Annotated in this window: 12 protein-coding genes; 1 reads left to right on the top strand and 11 read right to left on the bottom strand. The window is 62.2% G+C overall.

Annotated elements, in window-relative coordinates:
• Window positions 1-7: 7 nt before the first annotated feature.
• Genes IF204_RS05770 through cysG form a run of 4 tightly spaced genes read right to left on the bottom strand, consistent with a single transcriptional unit; the run spans window position 8 to window position 4,095 of the window.
• Window positions 8-742 carry a phosphoadenylyl-sulfate reductase gene (locus IF204_RS05770; protein WP_194095371.1) on the bottom strand — a complete coding sequence of 245 codons (735 nt, stop codon included), beginning with the start codon at window positions 740-742 and terminating at the stop codon, window positions 8-10.
• Complete coding sequence (locus tag IF204_RS05765; protein ID WP_194095369.1) at window positions 729-2,399, bottom strand: nitrite/sulfite reductase; 1,671 nt, start codon at window positions 2,397-2,399, stop codon at window positions 729-731. The genes IF204_RS05770 and IF204_RS05765 overlap by 14 nt, the downstream gene beginning before the upstream one ends.
• Window positions 2,399-2,701 (bottom strand): DUF2849 domain-containing protein, encoded by a 303-nt coding sequence (locus tag IF204_RS05760; RefSeq protein WP_167638327.1) that lies wholly within the window; start codon window positions 2,699-2,701, stop codon window positions 2,399-2,401. The genes IF204_RS05765 and IF204_RS05760 overlap by 1 nt, the downstream gene beginning before the upstream one ends.
• Window positions 2,698-4,095, bottom strand: coding sequence for a siroheme synthase CysG (cysG, locus tag IF204_RS05755; RefSeq protein ID WP_194095367.1), 1,398 nt, complete (start codon window positions 4,093-4,095; stop codon window positions 2,698-2,700). The genes IF204_RS05760 and cysG overlap by 4 nt, the downstream gene beginning before the upstream one ends.
• A 135-nt stretch (window positions 4,096-4,230) precedes the next feature.
• Here cysG and IF204_RS05750 point away from each other — a divergent pair, with 135 nt between their 5' ends.
• On the top strand, window positions 4,231-4,692 hold the full coding sequence (locus IF204_RS05750) for an Lrp/AsnC family transcriptional regulator (RefSeq protein WP_167638329.1): 462 nt from the start codon (window positions 4,231-4,233) through the stop codon (window positions 4,690-4,692).
• 78 nt (window positions 4,693-4,770) lie between these two features.
• On the opposite strand, the gene IF204_RS05745 is transcribed toward IF204_RS05750, so the two are convergent.
• The 7 genes from IF204_RS05745 to lptF all read right to left on the bottom strand — a co-directional run bounded on the left by IF204_RS05745 (window position 4,771) and on the right by lptF (window position 13,892).
• Complete coding sequence (locus tag IF204_RS05745; protein WP_194095365.1) at window positions 4,771-6,921, bottom strand: pyrroloquinoline quinone-dependent dehydrogenase; 2,151 nt, start codon at window positions 6,919-6,921, stop codon at window positions 4,771-4,773.
• A complete protein-coding gene (locus IF204_RS05740; protein WP_194095363.1) occupies window positions 6,918-7,247 on the bottom strand; it encodes a hypothetical protein in 330 nt (109 codons plus the stop codon). Before IF204_RS05740 ends, IF204_RS05745 begins: the two co-directional genes overlap by 4 nt.
• A gap of 139 nt (window positions 7,248-7,386) precedes the next feature.
• Entirely contained in the window at window positions 7,387-8,358 is a 972-nt protein-coding gene (gene pdxA / locus IF204_RS05735; protein ID WP_194095361.1) for a 4-hydroxythreonine-4-phosphate dehydrogenase PdxA, read from the bottom strand.
• Window positions 8,355-9,575 carry a peptidylprolyl isomerase gene (locus IF204_RS05730; RefSeq protein WP_194095359.1) on the bottom strand — a complete coding sequence of 407 codons (1,221 nt, stop codon included), beginning with the start codon at window positions 9,573-9,575 and terminating at the stop codon, window positions 8,355-8,357. The genes pdxA and IF204_RS05730 overlap by 4 nt, the downstream gene beginning before the upstream one ends.
• A gap of 11 nt (window positions 9,576-9,586) precedes the next feature.
• Window positions 9,587-11,677 carry an LPS-assembly protein LptD gene (locus IF204_RS05725; RefSeq protein WP_194095357.1) on the bottom strand — a complete coding sequence of 697 codons (2,091 nt, stop codon included), beginning with the start codon at window positions 11,675-11,677 and terminating at the stop codon, window positions 9,587-9,589.
• Window positions 11,677-12,771 (bottom strand): LPS export ABC transporter permease LptG, encoded by a 1,095-nt coding sequence (gene lptG / locus IF204_RS05720; RefSeq protein WP_194095355.1) that lies wholly within the window; start codon window positions 12,769-12,771, stop codon window positions 11,677-11,679. The genes IF204_RS05725 and lptG overlap by 1 nt, the downstream gene beginning before the upstream one ends.
• The gene (gene lptF / locus IF204_RS05715) at window positions 12,768-13,892 is read right to left on the bottom strand and encodes an LPS export ABC transporter permease LptF (protein WP_322743264.1); all 1,125 of its coding nucleotides are present in this window, start codon (window positions 13,890-13,892) and stop codon (window positions 12,768-12,770) included. The genes lptG and lptF overlap by 4 nt, the downstream gene beginning before the upstream one ends.
• Window positions 13,893-13,905 lie beyond the last annotated feature (13 nt).

Here is a 13,905-nt window from a genome sequence, read left to right as displayed (position 1 = left end):
TGTCTCCTTACGCCGCTTGTCCGTTGCGGACAACTTTGCCGTCCACGATGTGAATGCCGCATTCTTCCTTTTGCGAATTCCGCCAGCGGCCAGCGCGGGGGTCTTCGCCTTCGGCAACGGGCGTGGTGCACGGTGCGCAGCCGATCGACGGGTAGCCCTTGGCCACCAGCGGGTGACGGGGCAGCCGGTTTTCGGCCATGTAGTCCTGAAGGTCACTGCTATTCCAGTGAGCCAGCGGGTTGATCTTGATGCGGATGTCGTCTTCGTTCTCGAAGAAGTCAAGCGCAGCGCGGGTGCCCGACTGGTAACGCTTCCGTCCGGTGATCCACGCGTCATAGTTCGACAGCGCGTTCTGGAGCGGGATCGTCTTGCGCAGGGCGCAGCAGGCATCGGTGTTGAACTGATGCAGTGTGCCGTCGGGGTCTTCGAGTTTCTTCGCTTCTTCCGACGCGCGGATGATCTGCACGTTGCTCAGGTGGAGGCGCTCGGTCAGTTCCTGCTGGTAGGCCAGCGTTTCGGCAAACAGCATCTCGGTGTCGATGAAGACGACCGGCGTGGTGCGGTCGATCACAGACACGAGGTGCAGCAGCACGACGGACTCTGCCCCGAAGGACGACACGAGAGCGGTTTTACCCACCTCCGCGTCCTTCAGCGCGTGCTCCAAGACCGCGGTCGCGCCGTGGTGCTTGTAGCGGGCGTTCAGCGCCTCGACCCGTGTTTGAACCGGATCACTGAGCGGCATGAGCTGTGGCCTCCTCGTAGAGTGCGGCTTTGAACGGAGCCATCCCGACGCGGTTATACGCTTCGAGGAAGGTTTCCTCGGCCGACAGGCGCAGGTCGAGGTAAGCCATCACGATACGCTCGATGGCGGGGGTGATTTCCTCGTAAGAGAAGCCCGGACCCGTCTTGGTGCCGATCACGGTGGTGTCGGTGCCGTCGCCGCCAAGGGTGATCTGGTAGTTTTCGACGCCAGCGCGGTCGAGGCCCAGAATGCCGATGTGGCCGACGTGGTGGTGACCACATGCGTTGATGCAGCCCGAGATCTTGATCTTAAGCGGGCCGACTTCGTGCTCCAGCTTCAGTTCGTCGAAGCGTTCGGCGATTTCCTGAGCGATCGGGATCGAGCGGGCGGTTGCCAGCGCGCAATAGTCCATGCCCGGGCACGCGATGATGTCCGAAATCAGACCGATGTTCGCGGTCGCCAGATCAGCAGCCTTCAGCGCGTCGTAGATCGCGGGCAGGTGAGCGCGGTGGACGTGCGGCAGGATCACGTTCTGTTCGTGGCTGATACGCAGCTCATCGTGAGCGTATTTCTCGGCCAGATCAGCCAGCACGCGCATCTGCTCGGCGCTCGCATCACCCGGCGTTGCGCCGTGCTTTTTCAGCGAAACGGTGACGATCGCGTAGCTGTCGTTCTTGTGCGCGGTCAGGTTGGTGTCAGCCCACGAACGGAACACGGGATCAGTCGCCAGACGGGCTTCGAACACGTCGAACGGCGCGTTGTCGTAGGCCGGCGGGGTGAAGTGTTCCCAGATCTGCGCCAGCAGCTCCTGATCGACGCCCGAGAAGGTCGGACGGATCGCGGCGAAGCGTTCCTCGACCAGACGCGAGATTTCTTCAAGACCGTTTTCGTGGACGGTGATCTTGATACGCGCCTTGTACTTGTTGTCGCGGCGGCCCAGCAGGTTCCAGACCGAAACAACGGCTTCGGTGTAGGGCAGAAGGTCTTCGCGCGGCAGGAAGTCCTTGATGACTTTGCCAACCATCGGGGTACGGCCAAGGCCGCCGCCGACGATCACCTGATAGCCGACCTCGCCCGCAGCGTTCTTGACGATGCGGATGCCGATGTCGTGGGCCTTGGTCACGGCGCGGTCATGTTCGGCGCCCGAAACGGCGATCTTGAACTTACGCGGCAGGAACTGGAATTCGGGGTGGTCGGTGGACCACTGACGCAGCAGTTCTGCGGTCGGGCGCGGGTCTTCGATTTCGTCCGCAGCAGCACCGGCAAAGTGGTCGGCGGTCACGTTACGAATGGTGTTGCCCGAGGTTTGCAGCGCGTGCATTTCCACGTCCGCGAGGTCCGACAGGATCTGCGGCACGTCCTTCAGAACCGGCCAGTTATACTGGATGTTCTGTCGGGTGGTGAAGTGGCCGTAGCCCTTGTCGTAGGTCTCTGCAATGTGGGCCAGCTGACGCATCTGCGCGCCGTTCAGCGTGCCATACGGGATCGCAACGCGCAGCATGTAGGCGTGCAGCTGAAGGTACAGGCCGTTCATCAGGCGCAGCGGGCGGAATTCGTCCTCGGTCAGAACACCGTCGATGCGGCGCTGAACCTGATCGCCGAACTGGGCGACGCGGGTGCGGACAAATGCTTCGTCAAAGTCGTTGTACTTATACATTAGCTCAGCTCCACTTGCTTGCCGTGGGCGTAGTTCGACGGACCTTTGGTCCGGAAATCTTCACGGAAATGGGTCGGCTCGGGGCCGTTTTCTCCGGCGACGGCATCGGCCAAATACGGGCCGACAACGACGTCCTGCTGCGAGGCGGCGAACAGCAGACGGATATCTGCGTGGGCCTCGTCCTCGATCAGCTCGGCCTCGCACATATCGCGGGTCCAGCGGTCGTCGGCGGTCAGCCAGATGGCGTCACCTTCGAGCAGGTGATTTGCGGTGACAACTTTCGGTGTGAACCGGCGGCTCATTGCGATGCCTCCTTACGGGAAATGGATTGGATAGCCTCTGCCGCGTGGCGCGGGGCAAGGCCGTAGAAAGTGATGGCCGGACCTTTGAGGCCTGCCGTGGTCATGGTCGGTTCCAGCTCGCCCAGCGTGGTCGCAATGACGCGGCTGTCTGCGCGGCTGGCGTTTTCGATGATGGTCACAGGCGTTTCAGGCGATGCGCCGTGCATCAGCAGGCGACCCTGAACAAAACGCGCAGCGCGCTTGCCCATGTAGATCGCAGCGACTTCGCCATCGCGGGCGAGGGTGCGCCAGTCGTGATCGCAAAAGCCCTTCATGTCGTGACCGGTGAGCAGACGCACCGAGGCGTTGCGCTCGCGCTTGGTCAGGCTCTGGCCGATCTGGGCGACAGCAGCGGATGCTGCCGTGATACCCGGAACGATGGAATAGGCGATGCCCGCAGCCTCGATTGCTTCGATCTCTTCGTCGAGGCGACCGAAGACCGTCGGATCACCCGCTTTCAGGCGCACGACATGGTGGCCGTCCAGCGCGTGCTCGACGATCATCGCGTTGATGTCGTCCTGCGCGGTCGAAGCGCCGAAGCCTTCTTTGCCAGCGTTGATCATGATCGCTTCGCGGCGGGCGAGTTCGAGGATCTCGGGCGCAACAAGGCGGTCGTAGATCACGACGTCAGCCTTATCGAGCGCCTTGCGGGCCTTCAGCGTCAGGAGCTCCGGATCACCCGGACCAGCGCCGACCAGATCGACGCGGCCGGCTTCTTCGCCGGACATGATGTGCTTGTCGAGGAGCGCACCGAGCGTGTCGTTCAGAGCGTCCTCACCACGAGCGGCCACATGCGGGCCCTCGTTGAAATAGTAGTCCGCCCAGAAATCGCGGCGCTTGCGGCCCATCGGCAGAACGTCGGCAGCGTGGCGGAAGGCTTTGCCGATACGCGCCAGCATACCGAGGTTCGAGGGCAGGCGCTCTTCAAGGTCGGCCTTGATCGCGCGGGCCAGAACAGGCGCAGCACCTTCGGTGCCGATGGCAACGGCCACGGGATCGCGGTCTACAATGGCGGGGGTGATGAAATCCGACAGCGCGAGGTTGTCGACCACATTCGCCAGAACGCCATCGTCGTGGGCGATGGCAACGATGCGCGCGTCAACCAGTTCGTCCTCGGTCGCGGCATAGACCAGACGGGCACCGCGTGCGTCGCCGTAGTCGAACTCGCGGTTCAAAAGCTTGATCTTGCCTTCCGCGGCCAGACGGACCAGATCGGCGTGCGGGTCAGTGGCATAGACCACGATGCGGGCTTCGGTCTTGGTCAGCAGGCGGAGTTTGGCAAGCGCAGCCTCACCGCCGCCCACGAGGACGATGGTCTGGTCTTTGACAGACAGAAAGATCGGAAAGTGCTGCATATCTCTGGCTCCGTTTCTGTGACTTTATATAGGACATACGTACCGTTTTTGCCTATTGCGTGCGGCAAATAAGGAATTATGTTCGTGACGTGCCGCGATATGGCACGTTCGTTCCAAACCAGAGGGAAAACAGGAATGGCGTTGCGAATTGACGAGATGGATCGGAAAATCCTCAGCGAACTCCAGCGCGATGCCGGCCAATCCTTGGACGATATTGCGAAAAATGTCGGCTCTTCGAAGACCCCCGTCTGGAATCGTATCCGCAAAATGCGCGAGGCTGGCATCATCGGTCAGCAGACCGTGCTGCTCGACGCGGAGGCGCTTGGTTTTGAAGCATGTTTCTTCGTTCTGATCCGCACCAGCGCGCATGAATCCGACTGGCAGCAGAAGTTCCTCGGCGCTCTGAAAGCTCGTCCCGAAGTGCAGGAAGCGCACCGCCTTGCGGGGGACATCGACTACATCCTCAAGGTCCGCGTGAAGAACGCCCGTGCCTATGACGAGTTCTATCAGGCCCTGATTTCCGAGGTCCGCATCCACAACGTAACAGCGCTGCTGTCGATGGAAGAGATCAAGTCTACCGTCGCACTGCCGCTCTAAAGGAAAACGCCCCCCGAACCACCTGGGCCGGAGGGCGTTCCCTTACCGCCGGAGCTTTTTGCCCGGTCTGGTTATCCGTTATTCAGGCAGGGCGTAGACAGCGACCTGATCTCCTACCTGATCCTTGATGATACTGTTGCCGCCCGCGACAAAGGCAACATACTGACGGCCTTTATATTCGTAAATCGCGGGGTTCGCGACGATGGGCGCTTCCATCTGGTCGGACCACAGCTCTTCCCCCGTTTCCAGATCGAAGGCGCGTGCCTTGGCGTCCATCGTGGCACCGATGAAGATCAGCCCGCCAGCCGTCACAGCCGGACCACCAATGGTGGGCGAGCCCATGCTTTCCGGCATGTAGAAGCCGAACTTCTGCGACATCCCCAGCGGCTTGCGCCATTTCACATCACCCGTGGTCATATCGAGCGCGACCAGTTCACCGAACGGCGGCTTCCAGCAGGGCATTCCCAGCCAGTTGAAGGCCGAGAAAAGCGACATGCCGTAGGGCGAACCTTCTTGCGGGTAGAAACCGCTCTCGTTGCCCGAACCGCCGGTCTGGTTGTCGTACTCCTGACGCGCATAAAGCTGGATGTACTGCGTGATGTGCGACGTGTTCACCACGGCCGTCTGCGTTTCGGGGTCGAACGCAACGCCGCCCCATTGAACGCCGCCCGAACTGTCGGGGTAGGCCAGAACGCCCGAGCCCTTGGTGGTCGGCGGGGTATACATGCCTTCGTACCACAGGTCATCGAAGAGGCGCGAACACGAACCCGCACCGACGATATCGGCAGGCAGCCAGACTTCGGGCTTTTCAGCTTGATCGAGCAGCGGCGCGGGCTTGGTCGGGAACGGCTGCGTCGGCGCGTAGTATTCGCCGTCCACCGAACCGTCACCGCCCGGAACAGCGCGCTCCTCAATCGGCCAGACGTCTTCACCCGTTTCGCGGTTCACAACGAAGAGGAAGCCCATCTTGGTCGCTTGGATCAGGGCAGGGATCTCCTCACCGTCGACGGTGATATCCATCAGCGTCGGGGCAGAGTTGATATCGTAGTCCCAGATATCGTGGTGGACCCACTGGCGGGACCAGACGACTTCGCCGGTTTCCAGATCAACAGCAGTGGTCGAGGTGGCATAGGGCACTTCATCCACGCGGTTGCCGCCCCAGTAGTTCGGCGAAGGCGACGAGATCGGCATGTAAACAAGGCCGAGGTCTTCATCGACCGACATGGCAGTCCAGACGTTTGCGGTGCCTGTCTGTTCGCGCAGTTCGTCAGGGATCGTCTGGAACGCCCACTGCAATTCGCCCGTCTGCGGATCGACCGAGAATACAGCACCCGGAGGGGCTTCGGAATAGGCCCAGTCCTTACCGGCCCAGCCAATGATGACGTGGTTGCCCGCAATGGTCGGCGGTTGCAGCAGCGAGAACGGGAAGCGGTCGTTGACCGTATTCCATTGGTTCACGTCCAGCACGCCGTCCTCACCGAAGTCGGTGCATTTCTCGCCTGTATCCGCGTCGATCGCGAAGAGCTGCGCGTCCATGGTGCCGAGGTAGATGATCTTCTGGCAAGCCTCGCCCTCGACCGGATTTTCGGCCTCCCAATAAGACACGCCGCGGTTCTTCAGCGCGGGTTGGGTGAGCGGCTCCAGCGTGGAGTCCGTGTTGAATGACCACTTCACCTTGCCGGTATCGGGCTCCAGCGCGACCACGCGGTAGAACGGGGTGCCGAGGTACAGCGTGTCGTTGGCAAAGATCGGCGTGGCGGACCAGACGGTCGCGGCCAGATCGCCCGAGCCGTCAGAGACATCGCCCGTGTGATAATCCCAAACCTTTTCCAGATCGCCGACGTTCTCGACACGGATCTGGTCGAGCGGCGCGTATTTCTGCCCGTTCACCTGACCGTGGAAACTGTCCCAGCGAGCTTCTTCGGGCTGCATCGGAGTGCCGGTGCGTTCGCGACCCCCAGCGCCAAGCAGCGGGTCGGCAATCCCTTCGAGGTTATCGTCCGTCTGCGGCGGCTGATACTCGCGGAACATCTGCGGGCCGGCGTCTTCCTCGGCTTCTTCCGCAGCAGGTTCGGCTTCGGGCGTCGCTTCTTCGGCAGGTGCAGCATCCTCCGCGGGTTGCTCGGCTTGGGTCTGGTCGTCCGCAGGCGCTTCCTCCTGCGCCCACGCAGGCCCCATGGTGGCGGTCAGTGCAATGCATGAAACGAATAAGGTACTGCGAAAATTCATACGCGAGCTCCCTGATGGCGGTGAATTACGGAAAAACGGGAAATCGCGCGGATCACGCCGACCAACGCGACAACCATCGCGGCGATCAGGAGCCATTCGTGGAGGAAATACCCAGCGAGGGCGGTCAGGAACACGTCGAGCAGGCACAGGATGCCCAGCGTCATGTAGATGGCCTTGGAACTGAACAGCGGCATCAGAGCCGCCGCGATCAGCATGGCCACGGTCGAAAAGAGGACAAGCCCCGCACCGATCGTGCCGTTCACGCCGGTCAGCGGAACGAAATAGTAATAGGCCGCCACCGCGATACCGAGTGCGGCGCCGACCATCAGGATAATTACCCCTGAGCCCAGAGGAGGTTGTTGGGATTGCATGAGATTGGCCTCAATCACTTGTTATGAAAACCACAACAAGGAGTAGGGCGCGGAGCCGTCCCTTCAACAAAGCCTTAGGTATTATTACAGTTTTTTAGCCCTGACGGTACGATGCCTGCGCCATTCTATGCGCCATGCGGATCGCGGCGATCATCGACGACGGGTTCGCTTTGCCCGTGCCCGCGATGTCGAATGCGGTGCCGTGGTCGGGCGACGTGCGGATGAACGGCAACCCGAGCGTGACGTTGACCCCGTTGTCAAAATCAATGGTCTTGATCGGGATGAGCGCCTGATCGTGGTAGGCGCAAATCGCGGCGTCATAGGTCTGGCGGGCAGCGGCGTGGAACATCGTGTCGGGCGGCATCGGCCCCCGCAGGTTAAAGCCCTCGGCCCGCAGCGCGTCGACCGTGGCGTTCATCCATTGCAGCTCCTCGGTGCCCATCTTGCCGCCTTCGCCAGCGTGCGGGTTAAGGCCCGCAATGGCGATGCGCGGCTCGCGGATGCCGAAGTTCTGGATGAGCCCGCGCGCAGTGATCCGCACGGTGTCGGACAGTACTTCGGGCGTGAACTGCGCGGGGACGTCCTTCAGCGCGATATGGATCGTTGCGGGCACGACGCGGAGCTGATCGCTCGCCAGCATCATCACGACTTTCTGATTGCCGGCCAATGCCGCCAGAAACTCTGTGTGCCCAGGGAACGAGAAGTTGGCCCCGTCAGCGAGCGCCTTTTTGTGGATCGGCGCTGTGGTCATCGCAGCGCAGCGGCCCGTCATGGTCAGCTGGACCGCCGTCTGGATCGAAGAAATCACACCGACCGCATGGCGCTGATCAGCCACGCCCGGCACGCGGGGCGCGCCGAAATCGCGGGCCAGAACGGGCAGGGCGTTTTTAGTCACACCGGCCGCGTCCTCGGGCTGGGCAACGACCTCGAACTTCGCGCCGTCGGGCAGGTGGGTCGGGTCGCCGATCCAGAGCATCGGGACGTCTTCGCGCAGAACCTCCCACGCACGGACCGCGATTTCCGGTCCGATGCCTGCGGGTTCACCACAGCTGATGGCAACAGTCATGGCGTGACGATGGTCGCGTTTGCGCGCAGACGGGCCAGCAGCAGATCGGCCTGTTGCGCAAGCTGACGGCTGCTCAGACGGTTGGCCACGGTTTCGCGGTCGATACCGCCGTCGACAACCGGCAGGCGGCTGCACAGCATGACGTAGAGCAGCGTCTGACCGTCGTTGCGGGTCAGGGCAGCGGCGCTCTCGCCTTCATCCAGACCAGCCAGAACCATCGCAATGTCATTCTCGATCTCGGACGGCGCAGCGGTGGTGCGGGTCAGGCGATCCTCGGGCAGACCCTTGGCCACGCCATACAGGTCGTCACAGCTATCAGTGTCCGCGTCGATCTGCGCGGCCTGCGCCAGTGCCTCTGCCGTGAGACCGCCGCCGATAGTGAAAACGGCATAGTCCAGCATCATCGGCTTGGCCTCTCCGCTGTCGACTTCACGCAGGTCACGCAGTTGAAGCAGCGCCACGCCGTTCGGGATCGGCAGCGGCTGGGTCACTTCACCCGGCTCCAGCGCGAGGAGTACGTCACCGAGACCCGCCGGATATTCGTCGAGCGATTTCCACGGCAGGCGGCCTCCGTTTTCCTTGGTCTGGACGGCGGAATACTGCGCCGCAGCAGCCGAGAATTCGGCAGTCGAGCGCAGACGGCTCAGACGCTCGGCAATCGCCATCGCCTCGGCAGCGCGCTCGGGCGGCGCGGGGATGATGATTTCGGACAGAAGGACTTGGATCGCGGTGGTATTGCCCAGCTCGCTCGCAATCGCGGTGTCGATGTCGCGGTCGGAGACATCGACGCTGCCGCGGAACTCACGGCGGATGAAGTCGCGCCACAGGCTGTTGATCTCGACATAATCGCGCAGCGCCTGCTCCTCGATCCCTTGGCTCGCCAGTGCGGCAAGGAACTGGTCAACCGACTGGTTCGCACGCCCCGCAAATTCCTCCAGCGCAGCCTGAAGGCCCTCATCGGTGATGCTGATGCCGCGGCTGGCCATGTAGTCACGGCGCAGCGCGTCATCGATCAGCTGCTGGCGGGCAACTTCGGCCGGATTGCCGGGGGTGTTGAAGGCCTCCAGCAGCGCAACGCGCTGGTTCAATTCATAATTCGTAATCGCTTGGTCATTGACCATGATCGCGGGCGAAAACAGGCCCTGCGCCTGCACCGAAACCGGAGCCAGAAGGGCAGCCGTCGCGGCCGCGCAAAGAAGGGTTCGAATAGCTCGCATTATTTGCCTCGTCATTTCGTGCATGTCCGTCGCGCGGCAGCGCCGCTGGCCGATGTTCCAAATCCTGTCAGCCCGATGGACAGACCGTAATCCGTCGTTGGTTCAACACTAGTGGAAGAAGTGTAGCGGCGCGAGGCGGAAAACTCGACCGTCACGCATTCGTTTTGCCACCCGATATCGAAGCCCGCTTCCGCAGGCGCTTCGGCGGCAATGTCGTATCGCCCGTTCACGCCGAGCGTCCAGATATCGTCAAACCGGTACTCTGCATCCACCGCCCATTCGGACACGTCACCGTCGCGGTTTTCGGCCAGATCGGTATCGAGGAACACGTAGCTCGCGGCGAGGTCCATCTTGATGCCGTTCCAGTCAATCGCGATCTCGGACTTGCTGGGGGTGAAGTTATTGTCGAGCACCGACCGCCCCGCAAGGCCGATCCCGTCGGGCAGCATGAATTGCCCCGCGACGAGCCAGTCGGAGGTCGTGCCTGAAAGCCCCGAACTGTCGGTGAAATCGGCGGCTTCTTCGCGGAACACACGGCCCAGTACGAAACGCGCCGACAGCCCGTTATCCGCAGTGCGCGACCAGCTGAGGCCGGCGGCAGCTTGCAGACCGGGCTCGATGCGGTCCTCACCGGGGAAGCGGCTAAGCGAGAAGAGGTTGCTCTCGTCGAACTCGACGCTGGTCGAGTCCTCGTTCGGAATGTCGGTGCCGTAATCGCCGGTCCAGCCGACCATGACCTTCGGTTCGATGATGTCGGTCACACCCTTGGCGCCGGTGCGGATCATCGGATAGCTCAGCGTCACAGCCGCCTCGGGGGTGAACCGCACACCGGAATCATAGAGGAGTTCGTCGTTGAACACATACCAATCGGCGCGCAGGCCAACGTCATTGCGGACCAGCAGACCGGAGGACAGGACGTAATCCTTCACCCAGTCTACCTCGGCTCCGACGCGGAACACATCGCGGTCCAGACCGCCGGTATCCTCGCCGTAACGCAGGAACAGGTCACCGTCCGCGCCGATGGTCAACAAACCGCCCCACATGTCGCGGGACTCCTCATAGCGCGCTTCTGCAACGAGCGGCGGAAGGCCAGCGTTATTCTCGTCGTCGAGCAGCGTCTGATAGGCCGAGATTTCGGCCCACGCGAGGCTCCGCGCTTCAACCTTTTCGAACCGCAGCGTGCTCTCCAAACGGTCGGCGTCGGAATAGCCGTAGGTCTGGAGGTAGCCGTCGTCCGTGGTCGCCGTGCCGTCGAACGTCAGGGTATAACCGCTCGGCAGCCAGAACTCGGCATCGGCACGGATATAGCCGCGCAGCGTGTCGTCGGTCTGGTTGTCGGAACTCAGCGCACCTTCGACCAGCAGATCGCCGTTGGCGAACGCCTGACGATAGCGCCCCTCGACCGTCACGGTATTGAGGCTGAGGTATGGCGTGATCGTTACATCACGATCATCGGCTAATGCAATGAAATACGGGAGCTTTACGCCGAAACCGAGCTGGTCGGTAGAGCGGTAGCGCGGGATCAGGAGGCCGGTCGCACGTTCCAGCGACGGATCAGGCAGCCGGATTTTCGGAAGCCATACCAGCGGTACGCCCCGTACGCGGAAGGTCGCGTCCTCGAAGTACAGTTGCTGCGCTTCCTCATCGTGGGTCACACGGCCCGCGCGGATATCCCAAAGTGGCGGACGTCCGTCGCACACGGAACAAGAGGTCGCAGCTACGCGCGTCAGTTGCGATGCGGTCGGCGAGGTATCGATCCGTGCGGCGGCGAGTTGGAGCCGCTCGTCCAGCACCAGACGCGCACCCAACAGAATGCCGTTTTCCAGCTTGGGATCGATCTCAGCGCTGTCCGCCATGAAGATCTCGCCATCGGGGCCGGTGATGAAAATTGGCCCCTCGATGCTCAGCTGGTCGGTGTCCTGCGAATAAACGATCCGCGTCGCGGTCAGACGGCTGTCACCGTAGAAAACCTCGACGTTGCCCGAGGCGATCAGCGTGTTTTCACCGCGCAGGGAAACGTTGTCCGCCAATAGGTTAGCGGCCACTTGTGCAGTAGCGATCTGCGGCAGGAGCAGAGCAAGAACGGTCGCGGCAAGACGCATCAGCCGTCCTCCAAATGTAGTAGTAATCCGAGGGCGAGCCCGATGGCTCCGAACGGCGGGGCCCATGCGGCGAGCATGACGGGGATTTGCCCGTTTTCACCCAAGATCGTCGCGAAGTTACGCACGAAGTAGAGCGCGAAGCTGATCAGCACAGCGTAAAGCACCATGATGCCCGTGCGGCCGCCGCGCTGGTGGCGCATGGTGAAGGCCGACCCCACAAGGACCATCGCAACAAGGAACACCGGCATCGCCAATTCCGACTGCAGCCAGACCGCGTGACGTCGCGCGCTGAAGCCCGCGTCCTGCAGGCGCTGGATGAACCCCGGCAGTTCCCAGATCGGGATCGACGAGGGAGTACCAAAGCTGTCGCGGATCTGGTCGGCAGTCAGGTTGCTCGGAATTTCGAAGGTGTCGAACAGTTGCGCTTCGGCTTCGGGGTTGCGGGTGTCGCTGAGCGGCCAGACCTTGGCGTTGGTCACGCTCCACATGCCATTCGCGAGCGTTGCGGCTTCGGCGTCCACGCGGCGGGTCGGGCCGCCCTCGGTCGCGAAGGTCAGGAACGTCACGTCGCCAAGCTGCGTGCCTTCGAGGTTCGAAGACGACGCCTTGATTACCGTCTGGCCTTCGTCCGAGCCCTGACGCAACCACAGCCCGTCGGCTGCCAATGTGAGCGCCGCGTCCACGCCCTTGAGCGAGGCGGCACGCACTTCGTATTCGCGCGAGGTCGAAGCCACGATCGGGTTGATCGCCGCGACAGCCACAACGCCCACGATGAATGCCACACCAGCAGGAGCCGCGAGTGCGCGCAGACCAGAGCGACCGGCAGCGCGGGTGATGACCAGTTCGGACGACCGCGCAAGCCCGAGGAACAGCGCGATGGTCGACAGGATCACGATCAACGGAAAAATCCCGTAGAGCGATTGCGGCAGGTTCAGCAGCGTCAGGCTGACCACATCCGCAAATGACACGCCGACATCGCTGAACTGGCGCAACTGCTCGACCAGATCGAGGAACGCCATGATCGCAAAGAAAATGCCGAAGATCGACGCGAGCGTCGTCAGATATCTGCGGGCGAAATAACGGTGGAGGATCATGCCGCAACCTCCTTGATCCGCCTGCGTTTTTTCGGCTTGGCGGCGAGGTGCAACAGGAACGCGGTAATCAGCAGACCGACGAGCGTGGGCAGATACGCCAGATACCATGCCTCGGGCGTCACGCGGACCATGTTCGCCGCGACGCTTTCGACGATCTTGACCACAATCACGAGCGCAATCGCGATGATGATCTGCCGCCAGACGCCGAAACGGCTGAAGCCGCCGACGATCAGCGCAGCGAACCCGATCAGCGAGCCCGACAAAGCGAGCAGCGCCTGAGCGGTGCGGTTCTGGATTTCCAGCATCAATTGCGCACGGGTGCGGCCCGTTTCCTCGACCAGCGCGGGGCTGAGGGACATCAGCTCGAACGTCGTGATCTCGGGCGCGCCTCGGGTGTCGCTCGGCTCCGATCCGGTGAGGTCCGACACGTCATATGCAAAATCGTCGAACGTGGTCGTCAGGAGGCGGCCCGTCTCCGTGTCCAGCGTCTGCGCCATCCCGTCGATCATCACCAGTTGCGGGCCGTTGTCCGTGCGGATCAGGTAAGCACGCGCGGCGGTGTAGGTGACGCTTTCATCAGGATTGCGGGTGTCCGAGAGGAACAGGTCCATCAGCTCGCCCTCGCGGCTGATGTCGCGGATGTAGATTGTCAGGTGGTCGACCGGCGTCAGGAAACGCCCCTCGACCAGCAGGCGCGAGGTGACGTTCTGGGCGATCTCGTCGCGGCGCTCGTAGTACCGCTCCAGCGCCGTGGGCACGAGGTAATGCGTCAGCGCGAGCGTCATCATCGTCGTCAGCAGACCGAAGATCATCACAGGCCGCGCCAGTCGCCACGGCGAAAAGCCAGTGGCCTGTACCACGACCAATTCGCTGTCATTCGACAGGCGGTTGGTGACATAGATAGACGCCGCGAGCGCCGCCAAAGGCAGCACGATCCGGATCACGCCCGGCAGCGAAAGCGCTGTTAATTCAAGGAAAACCCAAGCCGATTGGCCGTCTGCAATTAGCTGGTCGAACAGGATGACTGCACGGTTGATCCAGTAGACGAGCACAAGCACCAGCGCGAAAAATCCGAACAGGGTCAAGAGCTGCGACAGCATGTATCTGTCGAATCGTGCCACTGATCCCCCCGCT

The organism is Marivivens aquimaris (assembly GCF_015220045.1).
Lineage (GTDB): Bacteria > Pseudomonadota > Alphaproteobacteria > Rhodobacterales > Rhodobacteraceae > Marivivens > Marivivens aquimaris.
Note: the sequence above shows the minus strand (reverse complement) of the source record. Positions and strands in the feature narration are given on the sequence as shown.